General features: G+C 62.7%; 13 protein-coding genes. 2 read left to right on the top strand and 11 right to left on the bottom strand.

Annotation, left to right across the window (positions count from 1 at the left end):
• The 5 genes from IP78_RS01800 to IP78_RS15765 all read right to left on the bottom strand — a co-directional run.
• Positions 1-3,094, bottom strand: a 3,094-nt coding sequence (locus IP78_RS01800; protein ID WP_197272350.1) for a calcium-binding protein, incomplete at its 3' end; no start/stop codon positions are given.
• Between the two features lie 90 nt (positions 3,095-3,184).
• Complete coding sequence (locus tag IP78_RS01795; protein WP_054110008.1) at positions 3,185-3,928, bottom strand: lipopolysaccharide assembly protein LapB; 744 nt, start codon at positions 3,926-3,928, stop codon at positions 3,185-3,187.
• On the bottom strand, positions 3,925-5,163 hold the full coding sequence (locus tag IP78_RS01790) for a glycosyltransferase (RefSeq protein ID WP_082384793.1): 1,239 nt from the start codon (positions 5,161-5,163) through the stop codon (positions 3,925-3,927). Before IP78_RS01790 ends, IP78_RS01795 begins: the two co-directional genes overlap by 4 nt.
• A complete protein-coding gene (locus IP78_RS01785) occupies positions 5,160-6,299 on the bottom strand; it encodes a glycosyltransferase family 1 protein (protein WP_197272349.1) in 1,140 nt (379 codons plus the stop codon). The genes IP78_RS01790 and IP78_RS01785 overlap by 4 nt, the downstream gene beginning before the upstream one ends.
• Before the next feature lie 353 nt (positions 6,300-6,652).
• Positions 6,653-10,561, bottom strand: a complete 3,909-nt coding sequence (locus IP78_RS15765; protein ID WP_197272348.1) for a M10 family metallopeptidase C-terminal domain-containing protein — start codon at positions 10,559-10,561, stop codon at positions 6,653-6,655.
• 350 nt (positions 10,562-10,911) lie between these two features.
• On the opposite strand from IP78_RS15765, the gene IP78_RS01775 reads away from it, so the two are divergent.
• Positions 10,912-11,916, top strand: a complete 1,005-nt coding sequence (locus IP78_RS01775) for an FkbM family methyltransferase (RefSeq protein WP_197272347.1) — start codon at positions 10,912-10,914, stop codon at positions 11,914-11,916.
• Here the strand turns inward: IP78_RS01775 and IP78_RS01770 are convergent.
• The 4 genes from IP78_RS01770 to IP78_RS01760 form a co-directional block, all read right to left on the bottom strand.
• Positions 11,900-13,084 carry a glycosyltransferase family 4 protein gene (locus IP78_RS01770; RefSeq protein ID WP_197272346.1) on the bottom strand — a complete coding sequence of 395 codons (1,185 nt, stop codon included), beginning with the start codon at positions 13,082-13,084 and terminating at the stop codon, positions 11,900-11,902. The genes IP78_RS01775 and IP78_RS01770 overlap by 17 nt on opposite strands.
• A gap of 22 nt (positions 13,085-13,106) precedes the next feature.
• Positions 13,107-13,529 carry a hypothetical protein gene (locus IP78_RS15435; RefSeq protein ID WP_197272345.1) on the bottom strand — a complete coding sequence of 141 codons (423 nt, stop codon included), beginning with the start codon at positions 13,527-13,529 and terminating at the stop codon, positions 13,107-13,109.
• A 92-nt stretch (positions 13,530-13,621) separates the two neighbouring features.
• Positions 13,622-14,680, bottom strand: coding sequence for a nucleotidyltransferase family protein (locus IP78_RS01765; protein WP_054110002.1), 1,059 nt, complete (start codon positions 14,678-14,680; stop codon positions 13,622-13,624).
• Complete coding sequence (locus IP78_RS01760; protein WP_054110001.1) at positions 14,677-15,693, bottom strand: GDP-mannose 4,6-dehydratase; 1,017 nt, start codon at positions 15,691-15,693, stop codon at positions 14,677-14,679. Before IP78_RS01760 ends, IP78_RS01765 begins: the two co-directional genes overlap by 4 nt.
• 103 nt (positions 15,694-15,796) lie before the next feature.
• Between IP78_RS01760 and IP78_RS01755 the strand changes: the two genes are divergently transcribed.
• Positions 15,797-16,510: a cytidylyltransferase domain-containing protein gene (locus IP78_RS01755; protein ID WP_197272344.1), complete on the top strand. Its 714-nt coding sequence runs from the start codon at positions 15,797-15,799 to the stop codon at positions 16,508-16,510.
• Here the strand turns inward: IP78_RS01755 and neuC are convergent.
• Positions 16,507-17,664 (bottom strand): UDP-N-acetylglucosamine 2-epimerase, encoded by a 1,158-nt coding sequence (neuC, locus tag IP78_RS01750; protein WP_054109999.1) that lies wholly within the window; start codon positions 17,662-17,664, stop codon positions 16,507-16,509. The two genes, IP78_RS01755 and neuC, sit on opposite strands and share 4 nt — an antisense overlap.
• Entirely contained in the window at positions 17,661-18,743 is a 1,083-nt protein-coding gene (locus tag IP78_RS01745; protein ID WP_054109998.1) for an N-acetylneuraminate synthase family protein, read from the bottom strand. The genes neuC and IP78_RS01745 overlap by 4 nt, the downstream gene beginning before the upstream one ends.
• Positions 18,744-19,096: the final 353 nt, after the last annotated feature.

Here is a 19,096-nt window from a genome sequence, read left to right as displayed (position 1 = left end):
CCTCGGCCCCGCCCTGGATGAAGACCGAGTGGTTGTTGCCGTACAGGATGTCGCTGCCGTGAACGATGCCATTGACCGTCAGTTGGAAGGCTCCGCCTGGCGTCGTGGCGAACAGGAAGGTCGTGCCGCCCTGACGGATCAGGGAGATGGCAGAAGTGTTCAGCGCCGTCAGGTCCAGCCGGTCCGATCCCGTCTGGAAGTCGGTGATGAAGTCGCCCGCGCCCTGCGGAGAATCCGACGTCGCAGCGTAGCGGAACGTGTCCGCTCCCGATCCACCCGTCAGAACATCGGCTCCGCCGCCGCCCACGATCACATCATTGCCGCTCGTGCCCGTCAGGGTATCTGCGCCGGCCGTCCCGGAGATCTCCGAAACCGTAGCGGTCTGGATGATGTCCCCGATGACAACCGAGCCGACCACCCGCACCGCAAAGTTGCCCGATGCCGACTGCGCCGAAACCAGAGTGTAGATACCGTCCTGGGTAATCGACACATTCGTCGGCAACAGAGCCGAAATGTCGATCCTGTCCACCCCGCTCTGAAAATCCTCAATGATGTCAGGAGCAATCTCAGCCGTCGACTGCGATTCCGCCGCCGTCAAATACAGGAAAACGTCCGAACCACCACCACCCGTCAAACTGTCATTACCCAATCCACCAACAATAATGTCGTTGCCCTCACCACCAATCAGTTGATCAATACCTTCCCCGCCGTCGATGATGTCGTTACCCGCGAAGCCTTGGATGACGTTACTCGCGCTATTGCCGGTCAGCACGTCCCCGAAGCTGGATCCCAGCAGTCCTTCGATTGATTCATACACATCGCCTGCTGCCTCGCCGGTCTGGGACCCACCAGCCAAAGACGCGGTTACGCCCACGGCGGCTCCGCCAAAGGTGGCGAAATCAAAGCCTGCCCCGCCGCGAATAACGTCAGCTCCTATCCCGCCTTCCAGGATGTCATCGCCGCCACCGCCGTCGAGGGTATCGTTGCCGACAAGACCCAAAAGGTAATTGGCTGCGCCATCGCCCGTGAGGTCATCATTGAGGTTTGTACCCGCAACATTCTCGATGCCGCTGAAGACATCGCCTGCTGCGTCTCCGCCCGAGCCTCCCGTCACGAGTGAAAGGGTCACCCCAGCGGTGGCGGTGACATAGCTGGCGAGGTCCGTACCGGCGCCCCCGTTGATCTGGTCCGCTCCGGCACCTCCCAGGAGCACGTCATCGGCTGCACTACCGTTCAGGATGTCGTTTCCGTCGTCCCCGTTCAGCTGCGTACCGAAGCCCGCCGCGTTAAGGACATCATCTCCGCCCAGCCCACGAAGAACGCTACCGTTAGCATTGAGCGCTGTTAGAGTATCGGCAAAGTCGCTTCCGTTAAGTTGCTGTATGTTCTGGTAGGTATCGCCAGCCGCATCGCCCGTATTGACAGACGCGTTGGCAAGCGATGCAGTGACACCTGCGTTCGCTGTGGCGTAGCTCGCAATATTGAAGCCCGCTCCGCCGTCGAGGGAGTCGGCCCCGGCACCGCCAATCAGCGTATCGTCCCCGGCGACTCCGGCGAGCACATCATTCCCGGCCTCACCTCGCAGTGTATTGGCTCCGGCGTCACCAACGATCGTATCGTTGAAGGCGCTGCCGAGGATGCCTTCTATACCGTTGTATGTGTCACCGACTGCGATCCCGGAGTTGAACTGGGGGGCTTCCATACTGACGGTGACGCCAACTGTAGAGTCGGAGTAGACTGCCAAATCAAGACCAAGACCGCCGATCAGTGTGTCGGCCCCGGCCCCGCCGACAAGTAGGTCGTCCCCGTTCTCGCCCTGGAGCGTATCGTTGCCACCTTCACCGAAAAGGGAATTGTTGGCGGCATCACCGCCGAGGACGTCGTTGAAGGCCGAACCGATCATGGCCTCGAGGTTGAAGTAGGTATCGCCGGCTGCATCCCCGGTGTTTGCGTCTGGAGAACCCAAGAATGCCTGCACTCCGGCCAGAGCGCTGGTGTAGGCAGCAGCATCAAACCCGTCGCCGCCATCGAGCCGGTCGCCTTGCCCGCCGCCGTCAAGCGTGTCGTCGCCTGCTCCGCCATAGAGCTGGTCGACGCCGGTATTCTGGTAAACCGTGACATCCGGGTCGCCGATGATGTTATTGCTGCCCGCGTCGCCGTATAAAATGTCGTTGAAGGGCGAGCCGGCCAGATCGTGTCCGAACAGGCCGAAATAGGTATCGCCGGCTGCGTCTCCAGTGTTGATGCTCGGGTTTTCCATCGAGGCGATGACGCCCGATAGGGCCGTCTCGTAATCGATCAGGTTTCCCCCGGTTCCGGCATGTAGCTCGTCAGCTCCTGAACCGCCAATCAAAACTGTGTAAGTCGCTCCTACACCATAGAGAATGTCGTTGCCTGATTGCCCCTGTAGCTGATTGATGAAATCGCTATTGCCGTAGATGACGTCGTTGAATTCGGACCCGATAACATCTTGGATATTAGTATAGCTGTCACCAATCGCCCACCCCGTGTTCGCGGCTGGGTTCACCAGAGAGATCGTTAGGCCAGTTGGAGACAGGAAATAGCTGACCGTATTCTCGCCAGTTCCACCGTCCATGATATCGATGCCGAGTGAACCAACCAGCGTATCGATGCCTGCACCACCGTAAAGATAGCTGGTGGACCCTACACCGCCGAAAGCAAAGATCGTATCGTCTCCACCCTCGCCATAGAGGCGGTTGTTGAGCCCATTTCCTGAGATGTAGTCTGCGTACGCAGAACCAATGACGTTCTCGATACTGCTGAACGTGTCGCCAAGGGCTTCGCCCAATGGGTCTCCACCTCCGCTGATGAAGACTCGAACGCCCGACGTGGCGTTGGCGTAAGTCACTGTATCGATGCCATTGCCGCCGATTAGGGCGTCGGCACCCAGTCCACCCTCCAGAAGATCGTCGCCGTCTCCCCCGTCCAGCGTATCGTCGCCAGACGTGCCCACCAAAACATCGTTGCCGGCGGTGCCGTTCAGCACAACCGCCAACGGTCTGTCGGATCCGGACTGATAGAGACGCTCGTGCTCAACTCGGAGCAGGCCTGGTTTCTTCATCCGGTAGGCCATCAGAAATCTCCGCTACGCGTGTTGGTTATGTCCGGACAGTGGGAAGAATCAGTAAATGAAAGTCATGACAATCTATCAACCGAACGCAGATCAGCCAACGATCTCGGGGTCCAGAACGAGACTGTGCTCTCGAGCGACAGCAAGGACGCCGGAGTCACCCGGTGACAAGTCCAAAAGAATCTGAGCATGACGCGTTGCGGCGATCCGGTCTCCGGCGCGAAGGGTTGCGACCATCAACTCAAAACGGATTGTCCGGTTCTTCGGGTGGCGCTCAACAGCCGCGCGAAGCAGCCTGCGCGCGGCATGGGGGTCAGCCCCTCCCAAGATGCGCGCGCGCATCAGTATCGCCTCCGGCAGATGACGCACCTTCGCTCCGAGCGCCAGCGCCAGGCCCAGATCCCGATTAGCCCCAGTGCCATCGCCAATCTTTTCGCGACAGAGGGCGGAGTGCATCAGCGCGTAGGCGGGTGTAACCGGTAGGTCGTCGCCGGGAGTATTCTCTTTTTGCGCCATCAAATGCAGAACGACTTCCCAGCGCTGGGAGGCGGTCGCCCAGTCTTCCCGACGCTCGGCGACACCGGCTAGGCCCACGGCAGCGCGGATGGCAAAGAGTGGGAAATGTGAGGCAGAGTGAAAGGCCGCCTCGGCCTGATCAAAATGTTCAAGTTCGGCCTGGGTGTTGGCGAGCTGTAGCAGTATCGCGGGGTTGGCTGTGTCGAGGGCCGCCGCTTTCTTGAGATTTGAAAGAGCGTCGGCCCAGTGTCCGCGCGCCTGTGCGGCCCTGGCTCTGTTCCGAAACGGCCGGGCCAGTCTGCGTCGAAGCTGTCTCATCATGATGCGGTCCGCAGGGTATCGATCGCTGGACTCTTGACCAGGGCCTTGACGCGCCGAGCTAGCCCGACCTCCTCAAGGAGGTTGTTCCACAGGAGGCGCTCTCGTTTCGCCGTCTGGGCGGCCGTCAGCACAAGAGGTTCGCCGTAAGTCACATCCAGCATCGCGTCGAAAAATGCCTTTGGCTTATCGGCGACCAACACGCCGGGCTCATCTGCCAGATCTTCGAAAGACCGCATGGCCGTCGAAGTCGTCACCACCCATTTGCCCGAGACCAAAGCTTCCGCGGACTTCAGATTGCTGCCCCCGCCGGAGAAGATGGGTAGCAGGAAGCCCTTGGCCTCCCGCCGCAGCCAGGTCAGTTCCTCGTCGCTTGGGCGGGCGAAGAAATGAACTCGATCCTGGTAAGAGTCATGATGAGGGGCATAGAGCCTTGACTGAAAAATCGCGTCAGCCGCGCCCCCGCAGACTGCGAGCAGCTTCTCTGGCGGGAGACCGTATACGTTGTTTGCCAAAACGAACCGCTCGAACCCCTGGACGTTTGGCGGGTAAGCGCTGCCGACAAACAGAAGATAGCGACCACGCGCCATCTCAGATCCATCGGCGGGCCGACGGGCGACCGTCTGACGATCTGTGCCGTTGCGCGCGATCAGCGGGCGACATCCACGCGACAGGCTTGCATAAGCCTCTGCGTCCGAGGTTGAGACCGTAATCACCAGGTCCGCCTCTTCGGCGAGCTGTGTTTCGATGGCCAGGGTCATCGCTTCAACCTCTGCGATCCGGCTCCAGGACACCCCGGCGGACTCCAGGATTTCTCGCTTAAGAGGCGGCTCGAAGTTGTGCGAGGAATAGACCAATGCGGCACCCGCCAGCACGCCCTCGTCTCGCAGCCGTCGCACCAAAGGCCACATGAACGGCTGCTCAAGCTGTATGATGTCGGGCTCGAAAGATTCGATCAGCTTACGGAAGTGCAAGTAAGGCCCGTTTTCCCGGGCTGCGAACTCCCCGCTTCCGATGTCGTCAATGAACGGTGTCTCGCTGAATATTCTCCCAGGTGATGAGTAGGGGTAGTCCGCCTCGGATACGTCGTTGAACGCATAATGGCGGGAGTCGTAGATGCAGGCGTGCAGGTACTGCATACCGTGCCGCAGATAATGCATTCCAATTTGGGATGTGCGTCGCTGGCCGCCGTGGACAGGCCTGCGAATGGGATAAGTGCCGAGCGCCAGGATTTTCATCGAGCCGTCTCCATCCAGCGTTCAAGGGAACGATAAAAACGTCTGGCCGACTCATCCCAGGTAACAGGCGCGTATTCCGAACGTGATCTGCGTTCCAAGTTCGCGACCATTTCGTCGTCGTTAAACGCGGTTGCGATCGCACGTGACCACTCCGGCAGCTCGATAGGGTCAATGTAGAGTGGTGCGTCACCTCCGACTTCACGAAGAGAGCCCGCATCGCCAGCGATACAGGCCTTTCCAAGCGCCATAGCTTCGACGAGAGACAGGCCGTATCCCTCATAGCGAGATGGAAAGACCACAAAGCGCGCGTTTTTGTAGAGTTCTAGAAGATCTTTATCAGACACGGCGGAAAGAAATAGCACTCGATCCGCCAGAACCGGATTAGTCTTGATTTCCTGCACTAAATTCTCGACATTCCAGCCAATTCGCCCAACGAAGACGCACATAGCCTCGTCCGAGATCTGACCCGTGCGGATGCCGTGCTCAAAGGCGTCAATGATTGTGCGGTGGCTTTTCCGCGGCTCAACCGTCGAGACATAAAGAAGAAACCTGCGGTCTTTAAGGGCCGTCGGAAGCCTGCCGGAGGCGGCGTCGTCCGACACGATATCGCAACCCAGTGGCCAGTCATCCATGGGGAAGACCGGCATACGAGATTGCTGCAGATGGTTCTCCACATCGCGTCGCGTCGTGGCCGATATGCACATGGCGTAATCGGCGGTCCAGAACAGCTCACCAAAGTATCTTTTCAGAAGATCAACATAGAATGGAACCACATATTGAGGATAAAGGAGGGGAATGATATCGTATATTATAGAAACATATTTGAAATTCGCCTTTTTCTTGAGGGAGCGGATCTTCCGGACGTCTTTATACTCCCAGTCTAGACCGCCGTTGATAATCCAAGTGTCGCGTTTCAGGGGGACAGGGCGTGCCAAGACGCTACTGACGCTCACCAGTCTGGTGCCCGTTTCGCTGTTGATCGATACGAGTGCGTTGGCTGCCCGGCCCTCAAGGATTTGCGATAGGGGGACGTCATGGAGCTTGCGCCCGAGACGAGCGATCGTTGCAGGAATGGACGGACCATCAGGAATGGCAAGGCCCACTGATGCCGTGGCGGGCTCGTCAGAGACAGTCATTGCCTCTACAGCATCGCGGGAAATCCAGCACTTGCCCGCGAGGACACGGTCGGCGAACGCAGGGGCCAGTTCGTAGTATCGTCCCGTCGGCCTGTGAAACAGGCAGTACTGTACAGGAAGGACGCAATGATCGGCTGCGCGCTTCGCTATTTCGCGCTCCGTGCGCGTGATGCCTACAGGAGCACCGCCCCACGATACGGACGTAGTGAGGTCAAAGTAAATCTTTGGCATACGTTGCGCTCGCTCGGCTCAGGGGTACGGGCGCGAGGCGATCAATCAGAACGCAACCTAGTCCATGCCCCGTAACTTTTGCCTAGCGATGGAGCCTCAGTCTGGCAACAAGGCGGTGCCACTTACCACCATTCGTGTTCGATCCCTGGGAACTGAGCCTTGAACGGGTCAAGGTTGCCTTGATCCTCAGGATACAGCATCGACGAGCCTTCGGGTGTCAGTGTGGACGGCAGGAAGAGTTTATCAGGCTGTTCCGTCGGCGCGGCACTTGTGCCCCAGATGATATCTGTATCGAGCAGCGTAGTGTTTGACAGCTGGATCAGCATATCGTTCGTGCCGTCTCCGCCAAGATCTACGAAGACAAAACTCCCTCCGTTGGAATAGGCGATCCCGAACCGGTCTGCAGCTCCAGTGCGGACCGCACTCAGGTCGAGTTTGTCTACGCCGGACAAGAAATCCAGGATGGTGTCAGCGGCCGACAGGCTGGAGTCTGAGGCGGCTCCGTAGCGGAAGGTGTCCGCGCCAAGGCCGCCGGCTAGAATGTCCGCTCCCCCGCCCCCTATGATCACATCAGCCCGGTTGCCGCCAACAAGAGACTCTGCTGAGGCGGAGCCACCAAGGAACACACCGTGGGTACCCTGGTAGGAGAAATCCGAGGCATTGACGGTGCGGCCCGCTGCCACAAGCTGCATGGGCCCTTCGGCCGTCGCGATGAAGACGAAACTGGATCCATCCTGCCGAAGAATACTGATCGCGCTGGTCGAGAGTGTCGTAAGGTCGATCTGGTCAATGCCCGTCTCGAAGTCGAACAGATTATCGTAACCTGCTGCGTTCGAGTCGGTGATCGCTGTATAACGGAAGATGTCGGCTCCCGCGCCGCCGCCCAGGGCGTCGCCCCCGCCGCCACCAAGGATCACATCATTGCCCGCACCGCCTTGGATGCCGTCACCTCGGGTACCTCCGATCAGGGTCTCCGAGCTGTTGGAGCCCACAAGATAGATGCCATGCGATGCACCGTAGACTAGGTCGGCAGCGTTGACCGTACGACTCGCAGCTACGATCTGAAGCGACCCGGTCGTGGTGTTGCCGAAGATGAAACTGCTTCCGTCGAAGCGGATGATACTCAAGGCGCTGGTGGACAGCGCACTCAGATCTATTACGTCGACACCGGTTTCGAAGTCATAAAGGTTGTCGTAAGCTGTGGGTGTGGAGTCGGAAGCAGAATTGTACTGGAAGGTGTCGGCACCGCGGCCTCCCGCCAGGGCGTCGCCGCCGCCCAGACCGATGATGACGTCATTACCGGCTCCGCCGATGATGCTGTCAGCTGCGTTCGTGCCGGTGTAGATGCCGCCCGCGACCGCAGGCTGGCCGTCGATGTCGGCCATAGTCACAGCTCCGCGCACGCGAACCGAAAACAATCCCTCAGCCGTCGCGGCGTTAACGATATTGAACTGGCCATCGCTGGTGATGGTTACCGATGTCGCAGACAGGCCAGTAAGGTCAATACGGTCGATACCTGTCTCGAAGTCCTCAATGATATCCGTCGTCGTTCCGGCATCCGAGAAGGAATCGGCCCGTGAGCTGAAGCGGAAGACATCAGCACCGCCTCCGCCGGTCAGACTGTCTGTGCCTATGCCCCCAACCAGAATGTCTGCTGCGTCGCCGCCTATCAGGGTATCGTTTCCACCGTCCCCGAAAAGAGAAGATCCGGAAATCGTCAGAGGTACGACCGCGTGGTTGGCGACCGATACGTGCAGGGTGTAGGTCCCGCCCGCTGGCGGCGCGACGCTTACCACATCGCTGCCGCTGCCCGACGACCAGCGGCCTACCGCGACATAATAGACGCCTGACTGGGTTGCAGTGAACGTCAGCTGGGAGTCTGTGGGGTTGCCGCCATCCGGATTGGCATCATCATTGAACGCCACCGACGTCTGATCGGGACCATAGAGCCGCAAGGTGCTGTCGAAGGAGGCTCCGTCGATGTCCAGGGTGATGCTCGATCCCGCCGTCACGGTGAAGGCGTAGTATTCAAACCCCCCGTGGGCGGTCGCGACCACCGTCGCATGGGGAATGGTGGTCGAGTTGGCGATCGACGCGCTGGCCAGCAGATCAAAACCATCGTCAAGCGACACGGCCTGGCCGAATCCGCCGTTGGCCAGCCCCGATCCCTTGACGATATCGGGCGCGCCGCCGGTTGCCGCGCCGGCACCGGCGATCAGGACGTCATCTCCCGCACCGCCCCGGATGGTATCGTTGCCGCCGTTTCCATCCAGACGATCGTTGCCCGCGCTACCGATCAGCACGTCGGAATAGATCGACCCCCTGACCTGCTCGATCGAAATCAGTGTGTCCGATCCTGCGCCGCCTGACGCGGTACCAGTGGCGAGGTTGACGGTTACGCCTGCCGTCGCGCTCCCGTAGTCAGCGGTATCTACCCCCGCACCCCCATCAAGCGCGTCATTGCCCAGCCCTCCGACAAGGGTATCATTCCCATCCTGACCATTCAGCGTGTCGTTGCCCGATCCACCTTCCAGCAGGTCGTCGCCCGCACCGGCATTGATGGTGTCATTGCCACCACCGCCGTTCAGTTGGTCGGCAAACGCCGTTCCCGCCATCACGTTATCGGTGATGTCGCCCCCGACAATAAGCCCGCCAGTCGGTGCCGCGGCGATGGTTTGGTCGGAAAACCGGAGGAACTCGACATTGGTGATCGTGTCAGTTCCTTCGGGGCCCGTGACCGTCCCAACCCGCCCATTCCAGGTCACGGTGTAGGCAGACCGCGGGCCGCTGAACACAACGGTGTCGATCCCCAGACCACCGTCAATCACATCATTGCCGGCTCCGCCCGTCAGGGTGTTGTCGGCAGCGTTTCCAATGATTGTGTCATTGCCGTCGCCACCGATGGCGTTTTCAATCACAGCACCAAGCGCGATAGAAACGTTGCCGATCAAGGCTCCGACGTTCGAGAACGATCCCTGACGCAGGTCGATGACTTGGTTCTGCGAGTAGCCGGAGAAGTCGAAGGTGTCCTGGCCGCCCGCATCCCAGACCGAGAAGATCAGCGCCGATCCTGAGCTAATGGCCTGGAACCAGGATCGCCCCGCGTTTGAGTTGAACCCATAGACCGTGTCTCCGGTCCGGGTCGTCATATTGGCACCGTACAGGCGCTGGGCCGCCGCGATGTCGTCCATGAGCGGTGCCGAGGCAAAGCGCCCACCGAAAGAACCGCCTGTGTTCGTTTCCGAGAAGTAGCTCATCACCGAGTACTGGCGGCTGTCCTCATAGTAACCCGCATTCGCGGAGTAGCTGAGGCTCTGTCCCGGCCCGGCGTTGTAGGCCGCAGGATGTGACAGACCGATCGCGTGGCCGATCTCGTGGGTGAGCACCTGAAACCCATAGCCGAGCGGCACTGGCGTCGCGTTGTAGCTCAGAGAGCTATTGATCCAGATGTCGCCGCTATTGGCCGAAATCGCCCGGTTGCCGGGCAAATAGGCGAATGCGGCCGCGCCGTCCGAACCAGAGCTGTAGTTGCCGAACAGCATGGTCGCGCTGTTCGAGAAGCCATCGCCGTCATTCACCCGGTTAAAGGTGATGTTGGCCACGTCAGACCAGCTGGCCAAGGCCAGCAGGGTGATTGCGATCTGTGTGTCCGAGAACCGGCTGAAGCCGGTCGTGTCATCGGGCATCGTCGCGGGCGCGGTCGAGCGGAAGGCAAAATCGATCGTCGCCGGCTGACCGAGCCCGGTCGCCCAGCTGAGGTTCGTTCGCGTGAGCTGCGCACCGGCCTCTACGATCGACAGGGATATCTTGCCGTTTGGTGTGCTCGTCCCTCGGTCATCCCCATTCAGAAAACCGAGGGGGCTCGTTCCGTCGTCGAAGATGGCGTGAAAGTGACCGCAACATCCACAGATTGGGTAACTGTCGACTTCCCCGAACGACCGCGCCTCGAAGCCCCCCGCGCCACTGCTTGTGCCCGAAGCCGTGCTGATGTCCGTAGTCAAAGCGCCGCGCGTAGTCTGACTGGCCCACATGGTCCCGCATCCCTGGGAAGTTGAACTTTGTCGAGACGTTAGAGACTGGCCCTTCAACCACAAGAAAATTCGCTCTACCCTGCCGGACAAAACATGGTGAAATGGGGTACACCGTCCCCAACCTGCTGACAGCGCGCCCCAAGTTGATGTGATGCGGCTGAAGGCGCTAGCTCGGGCCAAAACCAGGGCGTCCCTGGCATGCTGGGCCTGACGACGTGATATGAGCGCGCTGCCAGTATCACGAGAGGCCTTCACCTGACGCCTGACGTGCTCTAGGTGAAGAACCCGCCTGCGAGCGCGGGGCCGTCAGACGGCCACAGCGTGATCAACTGCTCCTGGACTCAATGCTCATGCGATCATCGGCACTCTCCTCCGAAGAGGTCACCGAGGAGCTGGGTGCCTCAACAGTTGATTTGAACCTGCCTTTGCTGGAGACCGACGTCTTTCGCGGTTATTTGGCCGAGGACGTCGCGCGGATACGAACTATCGCTCCGGCCGATGTTGTAGCAGATCCGGCCTTCTTCACCGACGCGATGGGGGTGAAAGTCTCCTTGGATTACTGCCCGTGGGTATGGGACCGCACCGGTTATGTGGAGCGTCGGCTGCCCATTCCGACGGATACCTATCTTGGCGAGGCGATTGAGTACGCAGGCTTCGCTATGGCGGTCGAGCGCGCAGCAGGTCAGGATCAGTTATCCGTTGTGGAGCTGGGAGCCGGATGGGGGCCTTGGGTCTCGCTTGGGGCCGTGACTGCGGCGCGGCTGGGTTTTGCCAAGGCAAGCATCGTCGCCTTTGAAGCTGATGCAACCCGGTTCGCGGCTATGCGCAGGCACCTGACAATCAATGGCGTGATTGAGGCAGATGCGCCCGATTTCGGTCGCCAGGGTCGTTTCGAATGGCGGCTTCATCACGCTGCGGCACACTCGGAGAACGGCGCTCTTTACTGGCCGGCGAACTCGAATGTTCATGACGCGGGTATGGCAGCGATCCATGAAGCGGGAGCTGTCCAAGACTACCGCGGCCAGACCATCGACACGATTGAGGTCAAGGCCGTGTCTGTCACTGAGGCGATCGATCACCTGCCGGTTGTCGACTTCATGCATATCGATATCCAGGGCGGCGAGGCCGATCTGATCCCCTGTCTGCTTGATGTCCTCCAGCAGAAAGTGCGCGTCCTGTTCATTGGAACGCATAGCCGAAAAATCGAGGGCGATTTCATCGACCTGCTCAGTTCACGCGGCTGGGGCCTGCATCGGGAACGGCCGTGTCAGTTTTACCCTTTGTCCGACGCTCCGACCCTCATAGGGCGCACCTACGTCGACGGCGCGCAACTTTGGATCAACTCGCGGCTTTGATCATTGGGTTTTCGGGCGGCGACTCGCCACGTCTTAGTGACACGCCCTGTAACCGTTGAGCCAGTTGGCTCCGCAAACGCGCTGCGCAAGTCTCAGGTGAGAACTGGGCGACGTGCTCCAGCCGAGCCACGTCAAAGTCGGTGATCGCCATGGGGCCGGCGTCGACCCGCAGAACCCTCATCGCGCCGCTCTTCTTGCCGTTCAGTAGCGCGCGTCCGACGTCCGCTAAGCTCTCCGCCAGATCGACCGGCGAGTCTGTCCTGGCAAGGCGGCCCAGACCGCCCGAGATGTGGCGGAGATTGCTGTTGGCGTAAGTCACCGGCACGCATCCGGCGGCCATCCCCTCGATGACCGGCACACAGAAGCCCTCGTGGCGCGACGCCGTTGCTATAATGTGCGCCTCGCGGTAGGCCTCGCCCAGCGTCGCGGCTTCCACAGCTCCATCGATGCGGACCAAGTCAGAGAGCCCTTCAGTCTCAATCAGGCGACGCAGGCGACGCAGATATGCCGGCGGCGAGTGCCGCGTGCTGCCGATCAGCCGGGCAAGGAAGGCGACCCCATGTGTCCGGCGCAGGATCGCGAGAGCGGCGATCAGATCTTCCAGCCCCTTGGACGGCACGAAGCGCCCGACGTAGACGATGCGTAGTGGGCCGCGGCTCGGCTTATCGGTCGTCGTGGCGACCGCGAGCGGCGACACCGGCAGCGGCATGACCCGGACCTTCTCGGACGGTATTCCGTGGCGGATGAGTTCCTCGAGGTTTTCTTGGCTGTCCGCCCAGAGTTCGTCAGCCGACACGAAGTTTTGGATCTGACCGAGCGACATCTCCACGATAGGCCGGTCGCGGTCGTTGACCAGGGCCTTCGGAGTCACGTTGTGGAAGCGTACAATCTGCGCGGCCTGGCCATTCCCAATCAGGATCGCGTCAAACAGTTCATTGTAGATTGCGAACACGTAAACGATGACGTCGGCCTCGCGAAATCGATCGTTCAGGAGCATGTCGCCGAGCGATTTGACGGCCGTCACGCCAATGTCGTTGCGATCGCTATGTCTGGCGATCAGCGTTACTTGGGCATCGGGAACAGCGTGCAGATCCTTCATCAACGCCATGGTCGCGTTTCCAACGGCGTCGTGCTCAAGGACGGTTGGGCAGACAACGACTATCTTCATTGAGGCCACCTGGCTTGCGCGGTCACGCGCGCGAGCGGCCGGATTTGGCTGCGCGAGGACCCGCGGCCCGCGGCACGAGTGAGTCGGACGACCGTTCATCCATCCTGTCGAGCCTTGCGCTGAGTTCGTCGACCTGGGCTTGTAGTCGTTCGACCAGTAGGGCGAGCGCTTGCACCTCATCGTTTCGGCCTGCCGCTACATGGGCGGCCTGACGGGCTTCACTGACGGCCGCAAGAATCTGCGGCAGGTGCTGGTTCCAGCCTCCGACCAACCGATCCATGTCGCGCTCGAGGCTGGTGATGCGTCCGTCCGTGCCACCAGAAGCGGTGGACCGGTGAAACGGAAGGCTGTCGCTCGTTGTCGTGCCGGGCGATGCGAGCCCGAGTCCAATCCTCAGCGGTTTGGTAAAGCGTGCGAGCCTTTTGGACAGGGAGTGGGAACTCACGGACAATCCGAACACTGTGGCAACCAACCTAGCACTGGCGTGTGTGAGTGAACTTTGCAATGTCCAGCCACACTAGCCAGAGCCTCCCGGGATCATGTTGGGAACACGACCTCGAACTCGGCTTGCGCGCTCTCGAAATCGGGCGGGCGGCCGATGTCCAGCCAGTACTCGTGGATCGGATAGGCCCCGACCATCGCTCCCTCCGCCGCCAGCGAGGCCAGCAGCTCGGGCATGTCGAACGGACCTTCCGCCGGAACGCGCGACAGCACCGAGCCGTCGAGACAATAGACTCCGGCGTTGGCCAGCCAGCGGAAGGTCGGCTTCTCGCGCAGCGCCGTCATCCGCACGCCGTCGACCTCGGCCACGCCATGCGGCGCCTGGAACGCATGTTCGCGAACGCACAGCGTGGCCAAGGCCTGGTTCTCGACATGGAAGTCGATCAGGTCGCCGAACGCCATGCGGGTCAGGACGTCGCCGTTCATCACCAGCATGGGCTGATCGATCGGATCGGTGACGAGCGACAGCGCCCCCGCCGTGCCGCGGGGATGATCCTCGCGCAGATAGCGGATATCGACGCCCATGCCGGACCCGTCGCCGAAGTGGTCCTCGATGACCTCGGCCAGGTAGTTCACAGCCAGCCGGAAGCGGTGGAACCCCTGCGTCTGCAGCCGCTCGATGATGGTCTCCAGCAGCGGTCGACCTGCCACCTTCAGCATGGGCTTGGGGCAGGTCTGAGTCAAAGGGGCCAGCCTGACTCCGCGCCCTCCCGCCATGATGACCACCAGATTGTCCCGCCGGGCTCCCGCCGACACTGCGTCGGGATAGAGGCCCACGACCCGGTCGTTGCGATCCAGCACGGGGGCCAGGCTGACCCCGCGTTCGGCCAGCCGGACCAGGGCCTCCTGCTCGGATCCGTCCAGCCGCAGGGCCACGGGCGAGGCGTTCATGACCGCATCGATACGGTCCTCCATCGTCAGGCGGCGCATCAGCCCCCGGCGGATGTCGCCGTCCGAGACTGTGCCCAGCAGCCGACGGTCCGGATCGACCACGACCAGCAGCTTCTTCCGGACCGAGTCCATCCGCTCGATGGCCGCCAGCAACGGCGCGTCCGGCGCGATCAGGTTGCCGGTGATGTCGCCCCCGCCGGTCACACCGCATACTCCTCAGGGCGATAGAGACCCGGGTTCTCCCTCACGAACGCGACGACGCGCGCCAGCCCCTCTGCGATCGGGACACTCGGGGCCCAGCCCAGCCGCTCGCGCGCCAGGCCGGCGTCGGCGCACAGCCGCTCGACCTCGCTGGCGGGTGGGCGCAGGCGGCTGGCGTCCTCTTCCACCGTGAATTCCATCCCGGCGGCCCTGGCGATCAGGGCGGGCAGGTCGCCGACGCGCGTCTCGATCCCGGTTCCGGTATGCACCGTCAGCCCCTCGATCCCCGCCACCGTCCCGGCCCGCAGAAAGGCGTCCGCCGTGTCGTCGACATAGACGAAGTCCCGCGTCGGCCGGGTGTCGCCCAGCCGGATCGACCGCCCGGCCAGCAGCTGGGTGGTCACCGTCGGGATCACTGCGCGTGCGCTCTGGCGCGGGCCGTAGGTGTTGAAGGGACGCAGCGTCACCACGGGCGTGGCGAACGACCGGTGGTAGCTCTCTGCCAGCTTGTCGGCCGCGATCTTGGAGGCGGAGTAGGGGGACTGCCCCACCAGCGGATGGGCCTCGGTCATGGGCACGCTCTGGGCCGAGCCATAGACCTCGCTGGTCGAGGTGTGCACCAGCCGCCCGATCTCCAGTTCGCGCACCGCCTGGAGCACATTGAGCGTGCCCAGGATGTTGGTCCGGACGTAGCTCTCGGGCGCGAGATAGGAATAGGGAATGGCGATCAGGGCACCCAGGTGAAACACCAGATCGGTCCCGCGCACGGCGTCGAACACGCTGTCCCGATCCGCCAGGTCGCCGCGTTGGACATCGATGTCCCTGCGGATCGGCGACCGGTCGAGCCAGCCCGCTTCGCCGTCGGAGGTATAGCGCACCAGCGCCCGCACCGACGCTCCGGCCTCGACCAGCTTTTCGCACAGGCGGCTGCCGATGAAGCCGCCCGCGCCAGTCACGAGAACATTGCGGCCATCAAGGCTTGCGCGCTTCGGGCCTGCGATCGAGGTGTCGGTCATCGCCGGTCGGTTCCGCCTTGCCAGACGCGGCCGCGCCGAACGCGCGAGGCCTTGCGCGAATCAGAGTCTAAAGGAGGCCGCATTGGGCGTCACGGAGCGGACCATGATCGGGCAGGAGGCCAGCGTCGGCCGCGTCCTCGGGATCGTGCCCGCACGCGCCGGTTCGCAGGGTCTGCCGGGCAAGAACACGCGCATGCTGGCGGGGCGGCCGATGGTCGCCTGGACGCTCGAGGCGTGCCGTCAGGCGACGGTGCTGGATCAGGTGGTCGTGTCGACCGATGACGAGGCGGTCGCCGAGATCGCGGCCGACATGGGGTTCGCACCGCCATTTCGGCGGCCAGACCATCTATCAGGTCCCGACGCCTCAGTGATCGACGCCATCGAACATGCCCTGACGACGCTCGGTGGTCGCTGGGACTATGTCGTTTTGCTTCAACCCACCTCGCCTCTGCGGTTGGGCTCGGACATCGATGGGGCGGTGCGGCTCTGTCATGAGACCGGTGCGCCATCGGTCATCGGGGTATCCCCGGTCCTGAAGCCACAGACCTTCTACGGCCGAATGACGCCCGACGGAACGTTTCGCCCCAACGTGCCGGAACCGGACGAGCCTGTGGTGATCAACGGCGCGGTGTACGTGGGCCGACCGGAAGTGCTGCTGGAGCGCCGCGGCTTCCAGGGCGAGGGCGCGCTGGGGTGGGTCATGCCCCCGGAACGAGGATGGGACGTCGACACCGCCTTCGACTTTATGATCTGCGAGGCCCTGTGGCCCCATGTGCGCGGAGAGGCGGCCGCCCCGCTGGATAGCGTCCGCCGCTAGGGTCGGTCCACGAAGGGCTTGCGGGCGAGGCCCCGGAAGTCGGTCCGCTCCAGGATCTCGACGATTCTCTGACCTGTGCGTCCATCGCCAAAGGGGGGCGGTTGCGACCGTGCGGCGGCCTTGGCTTCGGGCGCTGTGACGCGGCGGATGGCGTCGGCGATGGCATGAGGCTCCAGTGCGCAGTCGATCACGCTGGGGGGCTTCAGCCGCCCCTCCTGACGCGCACCCACATTGACCGAAGGTGTTCCGGCAGCGGGCGCTTCGATCACGCCGCTCGACGAGTTGCCGACCACGGCGTCACAGGCGAGCAGCGCCTTCAGATAGTTCACGGCGCCCAGCGACTCGACGAGCCGCACCTGCTGCGGACGTTCGGCGGCGAAGGCATCCAGTGCCGCGCGCACCGCGCCCGACCCGGCATCCGCATTGGGCCGCGTGATCAGCACGGGCCGATCCAGAGCCTCCGACAGGCCGTCGAGAAATACTGCAACCTGATCAGCGGGCGACCGCTCGCCCAAAGTCTCGGGGTGAAAGGTCGCCAGCAGGAAGCCTCGGGAGACATCCAGTCCTGTCAGTGCCTCGATGTCACCCGCGCGGGCCTCGCCGATCGCTTTCAGCGTATCGACCGCCGTCGAACCGACGCTGAACACCCGCTCCGGAGCCTCGCCCATCTGGAGGATGCGCTGGCGATAGGGCTCGGCCGCCGTGAAATGCAGCGCGGCCAGCTTGGTCACGGCGTGCCGGATGGCGTCGTCCACGGCTCCGGCGGTCCGGTGGCCACCCTCCAGATGCAGGATCGGCAGGCCGAGCGGAACCGCCGCCGCCGCCGCCGCCAGCACCTCGGTCCGGTCGCCCAGCATCAGCACGGCGTCCAGTTCCAGCGCCCCATAGGCCGTGGCCGCGCCCGCCAGCGTCGCCGCCATGTCCGATGCGACCGACGCGCCATCGTCACCCGCGAGCGGAACGGGGATCCGGCCGTCGGCGCGGCGTCCGTCGGCCTCGATCTCGGACAGGGTCGCGCCGTGCCGCGCCGACAGATGGGTCCCGCCGACGATCAGCCGGGGTTCCAGCGTCGATGACGCCTCCAGCGCGATCAGCACGGGGCGCAGCAGGCCATATTCGGCGCGCGTGCCTGTGAAGACCCCGATCCGCCTCACGTCTCGATCCAGTCGCCAACATTGTAGTCGCGCTTGGCTGTCCGGCCGATGAGATCCCACAAGGCCGACGGAGGAGCGCCGCCGCCCGCGCGCTGCGGGGCGATGTTTTCAGTGGACAGACTGTCTCCGGCCCGGATCTCCCGGATGGCCACCAGGCCGCGCCGGGCCACCGCCATATTGCCGACTTCGGCCTCGACCGGTGCCTTGATCTCCGAACCCAGCATCTGCGTGACCCGCCGCGCCCCCCTCACCAGCACCGCCATTTCGACGGGTTCGAGCGAAGCCTTGTGATCCGGTCCGGGTCGCGTACGGTCCATCGTCAGGTGCTTCTCGATGACCCGCGCGCCGCGCGCGATGGCGGCCAGCGCGGTATCGGTCCCCAGAGTATGATCGGAATAGCCGGGAACGACTCCCAGAGCCGCATAGGTGTCCAGCACACGCAGATTAGCCTGGTCGTGGGGCGCGGGGTAGGCGGTGACGCACTGCATGACGACCGTCCGCCCAAGGATGGTTTTCGCTTCCGGCGTCTCATACGCGTGACGAACCGCCTCGAGCGACGGCCTCTCGTTCGCTTCGGTCAGCCATCCGAACGCGACGGTTCCAAGGGCGTCGCGGACCTCCTGGATCGTCGCCATGCCGGTCGACAGGAGCATCGGCCGACCGAGCCGCGCCAGATCCAGCAAGAGAGGAAGGTTGGTGAGTTCGCCCGAGCCGACCTTGATCCGGTCCATGCCGGTCTCGTCGATCAGGAACCGCGCCGAGGCGGCGTCAAACGGCGTGGAGAGGAAGCGAATACCGCAAGCCTCGGTTTCCCGCGCGATCCGCTTCCACGCCGACAGGGGAAGCGCCAGCCGTCTCAGCATGGTGGCCTGCTCGGCGCCCTCGCCGGCTTCAGCTTGATAGGCTGCGGTCGGAGCCGAGGCCGTGGCGAGCTCATCGGGGTCAAACGTCTGGAACTTGACGGTATCGGCCCCGGCGGTCGCTGCAGCGGCGACAAGGCGCAAGGCCTCGTCGAGGTCGCCATCATGATTGACGCCCGCTTCAGCAATGATCTCGCAACTCGCAGCCGTCTGGTTCATGCGCGAGGCATAGCCGCGTTCGCACCGCCTACAAACCTGTGTGCGCCTCGCGTATTCGCCCAGAATCGGATCGACACGACACAGTTTGCCGATTTCTCCTGTAGCTTCAACGCCACGCTCCGGCCGCGACGGTTGCGCCCGGCCGCGAGCCTATCGACCTTGTCCTGCAACGCTGTTATGACCCGTGCAAGGCGGTGAGACCGCCCCATGATATCAATTGTGGCTGCGGAGGGCTCACACCCATGCGTTTCAAGACCTTTTTCCTGGCTTCCAGCGCGGCGGCGGCTCTCGCCCTGTCGGCTGGTGCTGCTTCGGCTGAGCCGGATGGGTGGTATGGCGCGGTTGACGCCGGT

The organism is Brevundimonas sp. AAP58, from assembly GCF_001295975.1.
Taxonomy (GTDB): domain Bacteria; phylum Pseudomonadota; class Alphaproteobacteria; order Caulobacterales; family Caulobacteraceae; genus Brevundimonas.
This window is presented reverse-complemented; position numbering and strand designations above follow the sequence as displayed.

Bases quoted from the DNA above. Each gene is read 5' to 3' on its own strand.
- IP78_RS01790 (WP_082384793.1), bottom strand. From the start codon at position 5,163: ATGAAAATCCTGGCGCTCGGCACTTATCCCATTCGCAGGCCTGTCCAC.
- IP78_RS01745 (WP_054109998.1), bottom strand. From the start codon at position 18,743: ATGAACCAGACGGCTGCGAGTTGCGAGATCATTGCTGAAGCGGGCGTC.
- IP78_RS01770 (WP_197272346.1), bottom strand. From the start codon at position 13,084: ATGAAGATAGTCGTTGTCTGCCCAACCGTCCTTGAGCACGACGCCGTT.
- IP78_RS01760 (WP_054110001.1), bottom strand. From the start codon at position 15,693: ATGACCGACACCTCGATCGCAGGCCCGAAGCGCGCAAGCCTTGATGGC.
- IP78_RS01785 (WP_197272349.1), bottom strand. From the start codon at position 6,299: ATGACTGTCTCTGACGAGCCCGCCACGGCATCAGTGGGCCTTGCCATT.
- IP78_RS01795 (WP_054110008.1), bottom strand. From the start codon at position 3,928: ATGATGAGACAGCTTCGACGCAGACTGGCCCGGCCGTTTCGGAACAGA.
- IP78_RS15765 (WP_197272348.1), bottom strand. From the start codon at position 10,561: ATGTGGGCCAGTCAGACTACGCGCGGCGCTTTGACTACGGACATCAGC.
- IP78_RS01775 (WP_197272347.1), top strand. From the start codon at position 10,912: ATGCGATCATCGGCACTCTCCTCCGAAGAGGTCACCGAGGAGCTGGGT.
- IP78_RS01755 (WP_197272344.1), top strand. From the start codon at position 15,797: ATGATCGGGCAGGAGGCCAGCGTCGGCCGCGTCCTCGGGATCGTGCCC.